General features: G+C 69.3%; 12 protein-coding genes. 8 read left to right on the top strand and 4 right to left on the bottom strand.

Features of this window, described 5'->3' with window-relative positions:
• The first annotated feature begins 82 nt into the window (after positions 1-82).
• Positions 83-613 carry a hypothetical protein gene (locus ACIG47_RS11320; protein WP_397430882.1) on the top strand — a complete coding sequence of 177 codons (531 nt, stop codon included), beginning with the start codon at positions 83-85 and terminating at the stop codon, positions 611-613.
• A gap of 39 nt (positions 614-652) precedes the next feature.
• On the opposite strand, the gene ACIG47_RS11315 is transcribed toward ACIG47_RS11320, so the two are convergent.
• The 4 genes from ACIG47_RS11315 to ACIG47_RS11300 are packed head-to-tail and all read right to left on the bottom strand — an operon-like array spanning position 653 to position 3,763.
• Positions 653-1,114 (bottom strand): deaminase, encoded by a 462-nt coding sequence (locus ACIG47_RS11315; RefSeq protein WP_397430881.1) that lies wholly within the window; start codon positions 1,112-1,114, stop codon positions 653-655.
• Positions 1,111-1,791, bottom strand: coding sequence for a RibD family protein (locus ACIG47_RS11310; RefSeq protein WP_397430880.1), 681 nt, complete (start codon positions 1,789-1,791; stop codon positions 1,111-1,113). Before ACIG47_RS11310 ends, ACIG47_RS11315 begins: the two co-directional genes overlap by 4 nt.
• Positions 1,784-2,521 (bottom strand): creatininase family protein, encoded by a 738-nt coding sequence (locus ACIG47_RS11305; RefSeq protein ID WP_397430975.1) that lies wholly within the window; start codon positions 2,519-2,521, stop codon positions 1,784-1,786. Before ACIG47_RS11305 ends, ACIG47_RS11310 begins: the two co-directional genes overlap by 8 nt.
• Positions 2,522-2,557: 36 nt before the next feature.
• On the bottom strand, positions 2,558-3,763 hold the full coding sequence (locus ACIG47_RS11300; protein ID WP_397430879.1) for a hypothetical protein: 1,206 nt from the start codon (positions 3,761-3,763) through the stop codon (positions 2,558-2,560).
• Positions 3,764-4,095: 332 nt separating this feature from the next.
• Here ACIG47_RS11300 and ACIG47_RS11295 point away from each other — a divergent pair, with 332 nt between their 5' ends.
• The 7 genes from ACIG47_RS11295 to ACIG47_RS11265 all read left to right on the top strand — a co-directional run bounded on the left by ACIG47_RS11295 (position 4,096) and on the right by ACIG47_RS11265 (position 12,326).
• Positions 4,096-4,401, top strand: coding sequence for a hypothetical protein (locus ACIG47_RS11295; protein WP_397430878.1), 306 nt, complete (start codon positions 4,096-4,098; stop codon positions 4,399-4,401).
• On the top strand, positions 4,398-5,513 hold the full coding sequence (locus ACIG47_RS11290) for an HAD family hydrolase (RefSeq protein WP_397430877.1): 1,116 nt from the start codon (positions 4,398-4,400) through the stop codon (positions 5,511-5,513). The genes ACIG47_RS11295 and ACIG47_RS11290 overlap by 4 nt, the downstream gene beginning before the upstream one ends.
• Before the next feature lie 121 nt (positions 5,514-5,634).
• Entirely contained in the window at positions 5,635-6,879 is a 1,245-nt protein-coding gene (gene fxlM, locus ACIG47_RS11285; protein ID WP_397430876.1) for a methyltransferase, FxLD system, read from the top strand.
• A gap of 65 nt (positions 6,880-6,944) precedes the next feature.
• Positions 6,945-7,133, top strand: a complete 189-nt coding sequence (locus ACIG47_RS11280) for an FxLD family lanthipeptide (RefSeq protein WP_397430875.1) — start codon at positions 6,945-6,947, stop codon at positions 7,131-7,133.
• 110 nt (positions 7,134-7,243) lie between these two features.
• Entirely contained in the window at positions 7,244-10,273 is a 3,030-nt protein-coding gene (locus ACIG47_RS11275) for a lantibiotic dehydratase (protein WP_397430874.1), read from the top strand.
• Positions 10,270-11,508 (top strand): lanthionine synthetase C family protein, encoded by a 1,239-nt coding sequence (locus ACIG47_RS11270; RefSeq protein ID WP_397430873.1) that lies wholly within the window; start codon positions 10,270-10,272, stop codon positions 11,506-11,508. Before ACIG47_RS11275 ends, ACIG47_RS11270 begins: the two co-directional genes overlap by 4 nt.
• A complete protein-coding gene (locus tag ACIG47_RS11265; protein ID WP_397430872.1) occupies positions 11,481-12,326 on the top strand; it encodes a thiopeptide-type bacteriocin biosynthesis protein in 846 nt (281 codons plus the stop codon). The genes ACIG47_RS11270 and ACIG47_RS11265 overlap by 28 nt, the downstream gene beginning before the upstream one ends.
• Positions 12,327-12,345: the final 19 nt, after the last annotated feature.

Here is a 12,345-nt window from a genome sequence, read left to right as displayed (position 1 = left end):
GCTAGCTTTACGACTGGCGTGCCGTCGGACCCCTGACTTCCCGACTACCGTGTGCCTCCGATCAAGTTGAGCGAGGGGTCAAATGAAGCTTTTCGATATCCAGCACGAACTCATCGCGAACCGCACGTCCGACGCGTGGTACCGCATCCGTATCGCTGGACCTTCCTTCCACTATCGCTGGGACTACGGCTGGAGTCCGGAAGGAAACTTCAGCGACGTCGTCGACGAGCACCACAGTCATGCGGTCTGCCGGGAAGAGCCGAGCCTGACGATGTCATGGGGCATGGACGTTCATGTCCGAGAGGAGCGCAAGAACCTGCACTTCGAGTGGGCCAACGACTTTGTGAACAGATCTGTACGCGCGTTCTGGGTCGACTTCTTCTGGAACAACGCCCTCATCGATCGCGTCGAACTCTGCAGCATCGACGGTGGACACGGCACCATCCCGATACCGGGCGCCAGCCTCGAGGTCACCGACTTCGAGACAGCGGTCGCCTTCCTGGTCCATGACCTTGAAGACGGGCCTGATCACGACCACCCTGGCCGGTACTTGGACAGGATCGGTGCCAAGCGAGTCCGAGACATGGACCGAGAGGGAGCTGGCTCGGCCTGACAGGCGGCCGACGAGAGACGCAGACCTGCATGATCCGCGCTACCGACCCAGGTGCTGGTTGGCGCTCCATGCGGCGTCGGCGAGGTCTTCGAACTGGATGACGTCGACGCCGGCTGCTCTGAGCGTCTCGGCGCCGACGCAGTCCACGAAGAGATCAGGTTCGGACAGGGCGAAGACAACTCGGGGTATGCCGGCCCGCAGGATGTGTTCGGTGCACGTGATAGGTCTGCTTGCTCGCTTGCTGCAGGGTTCCAGCGACGTGTAGAGCGTCGCGTTGGTGAGCCGGGCTCGGCCCGCGTCGTCGAGAGCGTTCAGCGCGGCCTCTTCAGCATGTTCGTGAAGGTCGTTCTGCCCCGAGTAGCCAGTGGCAAGTACCACCCCGTCGGCGTCCACGATCGTGGCACCAACGCAGAACGACGTCGGCTTCGGCGTGCAGTTGCTCGCCAGCGCGATGGCCTCTTCAAGGTTCCGACGGTCGTCGGCAGCGTTGACGGTGGTCATCGGATCGGCCGGTAGCGCAGGAGGGCGCAGTCACCGACGGCGCGCGTCTCGATGAGCTCCATGCGGTTGCGGAAGTCCTGCGGGAAGACGCCCTCGTAGACGAAGCGGGGAGCGCTGTTCTGACCGACGAAGATCGGTGCGAACACTACCTGGAGCTCGTCGACAAGATCCGCGGTGAGGAACATCGTGTGGATGTGCCCACCACCCTCAACCATGACCCGTTCCACCCCGCGTGAGACGAGGTCCGCGAGGACGGCGGCCGGTGTCACCGTTTCGCCGAGCGCGACGATGGTGGCGGCGTCACCCAGACGTTCCTTGGCCGTGGCTTGGGCTCCATCGGTCGTGTAGACGATCTTCTCGGCGCCTTCGGCGCCGAAGAACTTGGAGCCGGGATCGAGGTCGCCGCTGGCAGTGATCGTCACCTTCGTCGGGTAGGCGGGCTTGCCGGTGGCGACCCGCTGTGCGCGGCGCTCTTCGGACTTGACCACCAGGCGCGGGTTGTCACGTCGCACCGTGTTGGCGCCGATGAGGATCGCGTCCACGTCCTTGCGTTCTTCATCCACGCGTTCAAAGTCGGCGGCGTTCGACAACCGCAGGCGCTCGGGGTGGTTGTCGTCGATGTACCCGTCAAGCGACACCGCGACGGAGAGGAGTACGAACGGTCGGCGTTCAGTCATCGCTTGCCTTCCGGGTCGGCGAGTTGTCGTCGAACAGGCTGATGCAGTCGGCGAACAGATCTACCAGTGCGTCGATGACGGCTTCGCCCTTGGCCGCGGTGGCCAGGGAGGGCATCCCGATGACGCCGGAGGTCGTGTATGCCTTCATCCCCAAGGTCGTGAGGTGGTTGCGTGACGGGGCGTCGTGGTCGTTCTTCGTGTACGTCTCCCCGACGGAATCAGGGAAGGCGTGCATCAGGATCGAGGTCTCCAGCTCTCCGGCGTGCATGTCAGCACGACCGCCGGTCACGATCCCAGCCGTCGTCCGGGCCGCCTTCCAGTCCTCGTTCCCGGGGAACAGTGCCACTGCGGCGCCCTCGACGTTCGCCTCCTGGGCGAGGTTGGACAGGGCGTAGTTGCCGCCGTGAGCGTTGACCAGGACCAGGTGGTGGATGCCAGCGCGCTGCAGCGACTGACGTACGTCGTTGACGATCGCCAGCAGCGTGGTCGGGCTGACACTCACCGTGCCCGCCAGCCCCGGCATGTCCTCGTGCTCGTGCGAGCAGGAGATGGTTACCGGCGGCAGGTTCAGAAGCCCATACCGTTCACAGACTTTTTCGGCGATCAGGGTCGCGACCATCGTGTCCGTAGCCAGGGGGAGGTGGTCTCCGTGCTGCTCGAAGCTACCGATCGGCAGAACTGCGATCCGGGCGTCCTGGCGAGCGGCGTCGGTCGCGGTTACCCGGGGCATGAAGCTCACTGCTGCGATCCTCTCGTGGGGTTCGCGTCATCCTCTCAGACGCAACGTCGTCTGAAGAGAATGCCGCAGGTCAGCCCCCTCGCTGCGAGCACCGTTGGTGTGCAGGATCGATGATGCCCGGTACAGCTGCTTCGCGGTGCGGACCGATCCCGTCTCGCTGACGATCCGGACGGACTCCATGGCGATGTCGAGGGCATCGTCAGGCTCTCCGGTGCGGGCATGGGCGACGGCGAACCGCGCCAGCCCTAGTCCGAGGTCTCGGCGGAACTCGGGTCGCCACTCCGCTAGTCCCTGTTGGAGTGCCCCGAGCGCTCTTTCCGGCTTTCCTAGCTCGACCCAGCAGTGCGCAGCCTCCATCTCGATGTAGCTCGGTGTGCAGTAGCGCGCGATGTCACGCTCCTGAGCCGGGACGGCAGCCAGCTCGAAGGCGCGGTCGAGCGCGTGCGCGGTGGCGTCCTGGTTGCCGAACAAGGCATGAGCGTGCGCTTCCTGGCGGGCCGCGAGAGCGCGCATGCGCGAGGTGAGTTCACCGGGCACCTCCGCGGATGCCCGCGCCAGTTCGAGCACAAGGTCGGGCCGGCCCGCGTCGAAAGCGATGTTGCTCTTGCGCATCAGAATGTAGGAGATGAGGCCCGGACGCTTGATCTCCGTCGCCATGTCCAGGGCCCGGTTCGACCACGCCATGGCGGCCCGGATGTTCCCGCTGTCCTGGTTCAGCCAGCCGATGAACTCGGCGAACCTCGCGCCGACGTACAGCAGCTGCTTGCGCGCCGGGCCGGCTTCGGCCAGGAGCGAGTTGATGAAGGTGGCCTGGGCCTCGGCCAGCGGAAGCATCGGAGCGGGCCCGGTCATGTTGTCGGTGGTCGAGTACTGCCGCAGTGTCGCCAGCAGCGAGTCTGCCAGTGCAGCGTCGGTGGCATGACTGGTCGCAGGGCGAGGTACCCCACCAGGGAGACTTATCGGCTTCGGGCGACGTTCGCGTGACGGCGACGGGTCGATGGCGGCGAACCAGAGCAGCTCGTGGGGGATGTGCAGAACGGACGCGTAGTCCCGGAGCCGGTCGAGGTCTCGGATCTTGTTACGGCCGGACTCGACGCGGCTGAGCTGGCCCTGGGTGATCCCCAGCCATCCGGCCACGAGGCTTTGCGCGAGCGGACGTCGTCCGTGCCGAGGGTGGCGCCGGTACGCAGCCACGACCGCACCCATGTCCTGGCTCGCCAGCGCGTCGCGCATGAGGTCTGTTTCCCAGAACGAGCGGTCCAGTTGCGGGGCGCCTCCGGGACTCGACTGAGCCGAACGAGCACAGGTCGAGCACATCGAGGAAGGGTTGTCCGTCGCGATACGCGCGGCGCAGCCGGTGCAGTAGCGCGCGAGCGCCGTGGTCGTAGCCGGCAACGGGCCCACCCCCTCTGTGACGGCAGTCACTGGACTGGTGCCAGCGTACGCGCGGAAGAAGCACGGATGCGGGGCGCGCATACAAGTTATGCGCGCGAGGCGAGGCTTTCGCGTAGCCGTCAGCCATAGCGTTCCAGGCAACGAAGCCACAACACGTTCTGGAGAGCACCATGAGCACATCCAGTGAGAAAGGCGGAGCCGGCATGGCGTCGCGGCTGGAAGCAGCGATGGATACCACCGCGCGAGTGCTTCACGCCGTCGGGGCAGACCGCATCGAGATCGTGACGTTCACCCGCGGACGGATCTGTCTACAGCCGATGGACCTCAACCAGGGCGAGCAGATCGCCCAGGTCTTGGGCTGCGACTTCCCGCTGGACCACCGCATGTTCGTCCCCGGGCACACGCTCTGGACCGGGCTGGCCGACGGCCTGGAGATCCAAGTGCGGTCCGCTCTCCGCCAGGCGGTGGCGCGATGAGCACGACGACATGCACCAGGACCCTGGTCGCCCTGGACGTCGACGGCACGCTGGTCGACAGCGAGCGGCGAATTCCGTCCGGGACGGTCGACGCTCTGGACCTGGTTCGCGCCGCGGGCCACGAGATCGTGCCCGCCACCGGAAGGTCGCTGGCCGGTCTGCTGCCGATCGCCACCAGGCTGGGCCTGACCCGTGGGTGGGCGGTGTGCTCCAATGGCGCGTTGACCGTCCACCTGGACCCGGCCGCGCCGTCGGGCTACGACGTGGTCGACGCCCGGATGTTCGACCCCGCCCCCGTGCTCCGACGCGCTCTGGACCTCACCGGGAACGTCCGTGTCGCCGTCGAGGAGATCGGATGGGGCTGGAGGACCGCCGGCCGGTTCCGAGCCGACGAGTTGAACGGGCAGCAGAAGACGATGCTGCTCGCCGACCTGATGGCCGAGCCCGCCACCCGGGTCGCGCTGGCTGCTCCGGGCATCCGCCGGTACGTCGACGCCTTACACGTCACCGGGGTCACGGTCGTACCCCAGGGCGCCGACTGGCTGGACCTGACCGCACCGGGCGTGAACAAGGCCGCCGCTCTGGAAGAGATACGCACCCACCTCGACATCCCCGCCGGTCACACCGTCGCGGTCGGCGACGGCGTCAACGACCTGGACATGCTGGCCTGGGCCGGCCGGGGGGTCGCGATGGGCCAGGCACCCTCAATCGTGCGCAGTGCCGCAGACCAGACCACGGGCACCATCGAGGAACGCGGAGTGCTGTCGGTGCTTGCTTCCCTGGTCCCGGCCGTGGACGGCGCGTTGTCGCCGCTGGCCGCACAGATCGCTACTGCTGGACGGACCGCGCCCGGCCCGGTCGTGCTGCGGGTCTGGCACGGCCCCGGGCCGGACTTGACGCGGTGCGAGGCATGGTCCCTCCGGGACGGGCGCTGGGTGCGACATGCACCGATCCCGTCCGGCGTCGGGACCACGATGCGCGCGATCGAAGCCGCCGCCCTGGAGGCCGGGCTGCCCTACCCCCGCGGGGACGAGAGCCGCCGTCGCGCGCAGTGGCGCAGCGTGACCGGCGACGGCCCGGCCGGGTTCGAGCTACCCCTGAGCGATCTGTGACCCGCGACCCACAAGACCGGTTCGCAAGCAGGCGCAGCCCTCGGACGGCGGCCACCCTTGACCACGGGTCCACACGGACCACACGCCAGCAGCCATGTACCGCGATCACGAGAGGGACGAGATGACGGAGCAGACGTACGTGTCCGACGAACCGGTGGACAGCGAGCAGGCCCAGGAACTGCGGGAGGCCATGATCGCCGCGTTGCAGGCGTCCGGTGTGCTGCGCAGCCCGGAGGTGACCGCTGCGCTGCGTGCGGTGCCGCGGCATGTGTTCGGGCCGCAGGACGACCTGGAGTCGGCGTACGCGTTGCGCACGGTGCTGCACCGCACCCTGGACGAGACCGGTGTCGCTGTCAGCATGATCTCGGCCGTCGACGTCCAGGCGATGATGCTCGAACAGGCCAAGGTTGCCCCGGGCATGCGGGTCCTGGAAGTCGGCTCGGGCGGATACAACGCCGCGCTGCTGGCCGAGCTCGTCGGCCCCGAAGGCCAGGTCACCACGGTCGACATCGACCCACGAGTCACCGAGCGCAGCGTCCAGTACCTCGCCCGAGCCGGATACGAGCAGGTCAACGTGGTCCTGGCCGACGCCGACGCCGGTGTCCCCGAGCATGCGCCGTACGACCGGATCGTCGTGACCACCTCGGTCGCAGACCTGCCGCCGTCGTGGATCGAACAGCTCGCACCCGACGGGCGGATCGTGGTGCCGCTGCGGATGCGGGGCATCACCCGGGTGGTCGTGCTGCACCGGCAGGGCGTCGGTCTGATCAGCGACCAGTACGAGCTGGCCCACTTCGTGCCGATGCGTGGAGCCGCCAGCCCCGCCGAGCGGTACCTGCAACTGGCCGACGGCGTGACGCTCCTGATCGACTCCGACCTCCCGATCCACCCCGAAGCGCTCCGCGGCGCCCTGGCACAGCCGCGGGTCGAGGCGTGGGGCGAGGTGACCGGCGTGGAGCGGTTCGACGGGCTGCACCTGTGGCTGATGGTCAACGCCCCGATGTTCGGCGTCATCACCGCGACCAAGGCCGCCGCCGAGACCGGGACCATCGCGCACGCCTGGCCGCTGGGCCTGCCCACGATCCTGGACGAGACGAGCTCCTCCTCCTTCGCCTACCTCTCGTTGCGCCGGTTCGACGACGGCCTGCGCTTCGGTGGCCTCGGCCACGGACCCCGCGGACAGGAGATGGCTGACCGCCTGGTCGCTCTGATCGGCTCCTGGGACGAGACCAACCTCGACGCGACCATCGCCGTCTACCCGGCCGGTACCCCCGACGGCGCGATCGGTACCAGCGGTCGCAGCCGGGTGCTGGACCGGCCCCGTAACCGTGTGGTCATCACCTGGCCCACGCCGCAGAAGCCCTGACCCGGGCACCTGCGCGAGCACCACCCGACAAGTAGCACCGAACCAGTAACAAGGAGGAACCAACCATGGTGATGCCCCTGAGCCCCGCCTACGCCCCGCTGAGCGGCACCCCGGTCACCCCGGTGGCCAGCAACGGGTTCGACCTGGACATCCGGGTCGTGGAGTCCGGCCCGATCGTCGAGGACCTGTACCAGCTCACCAACGACAACTGCGGCACAACCTGCGAGACCGCCTGCACGAGCTGCCCCAAGTAAGGACCCCACCCCCAGCGTGACCGCACTAGGCCTGTGTTGACCGGTTAGTCGACCGCTCTGCGTGGGAGCCGGACCCAGACCGGCTCCCACGCCCGCGAAGGGAGCGCACCATGTTCAAGGCGATGAACGCGGCGTTCATCCGGATCGGAACCTGCGCCGCACCCTCCCCACCACCAGCCGCCGACGCCCCAGACACCGACATGCGCGCCTGGCTGACCGAGGCGTGGCGAGAGCCCTTCTCCACGGCCGTCGCCCTGGCCAGCCCGTCGCTGGCCGATCAGACCAGCAAGGTCCTCCGCGACCCAGACGTGACCACTGGCGACCTTGACCGTGTTGCGCACGCGCTGGGCCGGTACGCGCGGCGCGCCGCGAGCCGCGTCACCCCGTTCGGACTGTTCGCCGGTGTCGCACCGGTCGCTGTCGGTCCGACGACGAAGGCACGGCTCGGCGGGGAGCACACCGCCTACCCTCGCCCGGACGGCCAGTGGGTGGCCGACGTCGTGGACCGCCTGGCATCCGAACCGGCCCTCCTGCACCGTCAGACGGTCCAGGCGAACGAGCTGGCCTTCGTCCGCGACGACCGCCTGGTCATCGATCACCGACCCGACGGCGGCAACCCGCGCCACCCCGCCCTCACCGAAGTCTCCATCGCCCTGACCGAGCCCGTCCGGCGGGCCATGACCGTCGCACGCGAACCGGTCCGGTTCACCGACCTTGTGCAGACCATCACCGACACGACCCCGGGCGCACGGCGTGCGGACGTCGAGCACATGACCGTCACCTTGGTCGAGCGGGGATTCCTGGCCACGAGCCTGCGCCCGAGCGCTGCCGCTACGAACCCGGTCACGCACATCGCCGCACACCTCGACGCCGCGGAACCTGGACCGCTGGTGACCGAGGTACGTGACCTGGCCGCTCGGTTCCAGGCTGTGCCCGTCCTTGCAGACGATGACCCGTGGCCCGCACTCGTCGACCACTTGCGCACCATCCAGCCCCACGAACGACCGGTCGGGGCCGACACCCTGGCCGACGTCGACCTGACGGTCCCCGCACCGGTGATCGAGGCAGCCGAACAAGCGGCCGACCTGCTGGCCCGATTGGCACCGGAACCGGACGGGCACGCCGAATGGCGCGACTACCACTCCCGGTTCCTGGAGCGATACGGGCCGCACGCCGTCGTGCCGCTGCTCGACCTCCTGGGGGACACCGGCCTGGGCTACCCGGCCACCTTCCGCGGCACCCGCCTGCCCGCACCCCGGCCCGAGCCGACGCGGGACCGCGACGGCGTCCTGGCCGCCGTCGCGCAGCGAGCCGCCCTCGGACGCCGGCTGGAGGTGGACCTGGACGACGCCCTGATCGAGCTCCTGGCGCCCCGGGAACCGCGCGCGGCGCAGCCGCACACCGAGCTGCGGTTCGAGCTCCACGCCACCACCGCCGAACAGATCGACGCCGGAGACTTCACGCTCACCGTCGCCGGCGCTTCCCGTGCGGCCGGGACTACCACCGGACGCTTCTGGCACCTCCTGACCGACACCACCGCGATCCGGGACACCTACCGATCCCTGCCGACCTCCACTCGCGACGCCGTCACAGCACAGGTCCTCGTGCGACCCCTGAACATCCGAGCGGAGAACGTCTCGGCCAACCCGATCCTCCTGCCCCACGTCATCTGCCCCGACGACTTAACCCCGCCCGGGGTGGAACCGATCCGGCTCGACGAGCTCGCCGTCACCGCGGACCGGTACGGCCTGACCCTGATCTGGACCAGCCGCGACGTGGCGGTCGAGCCAGTCACCTTCACCGCCATCGAGCTGACCCAGGCCGCCCACCCCCTGATGCGGTTCCTGTGCCAGCTCCCGACCGCACGCGCCGCCGCCTGCACGCCCTTCGACTGGGGCACCGCTGCCGCGCTGCCGTTCCTGCCGCGCGTCCGGCGGGGCCGCATCGTCCTGGCGCCCGCACGCTGGATCCTGACGACCGACGACGTCGGCACCGCCGAACCCGCCGACGCACGTGTGGCCCTGGGCTTATGGCGCGACCGGATGATGCTGCCCTCCGGCGTGCTGCTGGTCGACATGGACCGACGGCTCCGTCTCGACCTCGACCGGGATGCCGATCAGGTCGTGCTCCTGGACTACCTGGCGGAGAACGGCCGAGCGGTCCTGCACGAGGCGCCGCCGGACGGAGCGTACGGCTGGATCGAGAGCCGCGTCCACGAGCTGGTTTTGCCGCTCGGTTCCGAAGCCGCACCTCGGGCGCTGAACACCCGCCCCAAGCTGACCTCCGAGCGGGCGACCGTCGCAGAGCCTCGCATGCCGCTGACCGGAGACTGGCTCAACACCAAGCTCTATGGCCACCCCGACAAGATCGACGCCGTCCTGATCAACCACTTACCGGCCCTGCTGGAACGCCTCGGGCACGGCACCCAGTGGTGGTACCTGCCCTACACCGACCCCGACCCGCACCTGCGTCTCCGCCTCCAGACCACCGAGGCGACCGCCGCACACATCGCCCAGGAGACCAGCCGGTGGGCGCAGGGCCTCCGTGACCGAGGCCTGGTCAGCCATCTCGTGCTCGACACCTACCAGCCCGAGTCCGGTCGCTTCGGCGCGGACGCCACCCTTGCGACCGCCGAGCGATTCTTCGCCGCCGACTCGGCCGTCGCACGGCTTCAGCGCACCGCCACCACCGGGGTGCCGCTCCGGGTACGCAAGGCCATGACCGCCGTGAGCCTGGTTGGTATCACCGAGGTGCTGGCCGGCGGTCCGGACGCGGCCGTGTCCTGGCTGCTGTCGAACGTCCCCAGAACACCGCCGCAAGCACCCGACCGCGCAACCCGCGTCCACGCGATCACCTGGACCCAGCAAGCACTCGACGAGCGTTCGGGTCCCGACATGTCGCAACCCGATCCCCAGAGCACAGCGGCATGGCAGACCCGGCACGCGGCCCTGGCCGAGTACCGCTCCGCACTCCTCGACCTGGGCGCCGACCCACTGGTCTGGATCCCAGACCTGCTGCACCTGCACGTCATCCGCATGCTCGGCCTGCTGCCCGGCGCCGAAGAGGAATGTCTGCACCTGGCCCGCACGGGCGTCCTAGCCTGGAACGCCCGACGCCCCCACCGGGGAACCCGCGCATGACGGCCCCGGGCGCCACCCAGACCCCGTCGCTCATCAACGCCGCGGACGATCTGGTCGCCGCGATCGTTCGGCGGCTCGCCGACCCGGCGAGACTCCAGCACGGCACGGGGCGTGCCCGGAGGCAGTCGCTCGGCGGAGGCGCCGTCGGGATCGCGCTGCTTCACATCGAACGGGCCCGCACCGGCCACGGCGACTGGACCACCGCCCACGGCTGGCTGCGAGAAGCCGCCCGGGAACCCGTCAGCGCCGGAGCGAATGCCGGCCTGTTCTACGGCGCACCCGCCCTGGCTCTGGCCCTGCACACCATGACCGACGCCTCCGGCAGTCTGTCGCAGTTGGACCGAGCGGTCACGGCGATCACGCGCCGACGTCTCGACCAGGCCAGCGCCCGCTGGCGCACAGCGTCGACACCACCGATGGGGGAGCACGACCTGATCCGTGGACTGGCCGGCCTGGGCGCCTACCACCTGCACCGGCACCCCGACCACGAGGTGACCACCCAGGTCCTGGACTACCTGGTCCGGCTCACCGAACCACTGCCCGGGCGTGAGGAACTGCCCGGGTGGTGGACCCACACCGCGCCCACCAAGCAGACCGCTGGCACCGCCCGGTTCGCCGACGGGCACGCCAACCTGAGCATGTCCCACGGCATCGCCGCTGCCCTGACCGTCCTCGCGCTCGCGCTACGGCGGGGAGCGCGAGTCCGTGGCCATGAGGCCGCGATCGAGCGGATCTGCTCCTGGTGCGACACCTGGGAACAGCACGACGAGACGGGCACCTGGTGGCCCAGCATCCTGACGTTGGCCCAGGTCCGTGGCTATGAGCCGCTACCCTCACGGCATCGCCCGTCGTGGTGCTACGGCACACCCGGCATCGCCCGCGCCCTCCAGCTCGCCGCACTCGCGACCGGTAACGAGCAACGACGCCAGGCCGCGGAGAACGCACTCCTGAACGAGGTCCGCAGCACGCAGAGCGTGGCCACCCTGACCGACGCCGGCCTCTGCCACGGCTTGGCCGGCGTCCTGGCCACCACCTGGCGCGCCGGCATCGACGCCGCCACACCAGATCTCACCAACGAGGTGACCCAGCTCGTCCAAGCGGTCGTCGCGAGAACCGATCCGCTGTCGGAGGAGATCGAGTTCCTCGACGGCCTCGCCGGTACCGCGCTCGCCCTGCACACCACCGCGACGGACCACCGGGAGGCGCAGTGGGACACCTGCCTGCTCCTGAACTGACGAGGAAGGCCCACCACGTCGCCGACCTGGGTTCGGCGAACGACGTGCCTGTCGAGTGGCGGCAGACCAACATCCAGTTTGCTGATCCGGGCGCTGTCGAGCAGACCGCGGTGACGGTCCTCGCGCCCGCACTGCACGACCTCGACGTTGACGACTGGTTCTTCGTCCGCAAGACGCCGTACTGGCGGATCCGGTTCCACACCGACCCGGCCACCGCCGCCCGCGTCAACAAGACACTCGACGACCTGGCTGCTCGCGGGCAGATCCAGCGCTGGACGCCGTCGGTCTACGAGCCGGAGACCCGAGCGTTCGGTGGCGAGGCCGGCATGCACGTGGCGCACGACCACTTCGCCCGTGACACGACCCACGTCCTGGCCTACCTCGCCCACCGACGGGCCCGGCCGACCGGACCCGACGAACGCGAACAGGTCTCGATCCTGCTGGCAGCACTCCTGCACCGCGCCGCCGGGCTCGACTGGTACGAACAAGGCGACGTCTGGGACCGCATCGCCCACCACCGGCCCACGACGACCGCGCCGACCGCCGACGACATCACCGCGACGCGACGGCTCCTGACCGTCGACACCGCGCGCCTTGTCGAGAACAACGATGCCCTCGGCTGGCTCGCACCCTGGGCCGCCTCCCACACAGCCACAGGGAGCAGGCTGCGCGCACACCACCAGCGCGGAGAGCTCACCCGGGGCATCCGCGCGGTCCTGGCCCACCACGCGCTATTCGCCTGGAACCGCATCGGCCTCGACCCCGAGGCCCAAGCACGCATCGCGCACACCGCAGCCGCCGCCGTGTTCAACGACTGAACTTGCCAACACAGGAGAC

This window comes from Promicromonospora sp. NPDC052451, assembly GCF_044547525.1.
In the GTDB taxonomy this organism is placed as follows: Bacteria; Actinomycetota; Actinomycetes; order Actinomycetales; family Cellulomonadaceae; genus Promicromonospora.
Note: the sequence above shows the minus strand (reverse complement) of the source record. Positions and strands in the feature narration are given on the sequence as shown.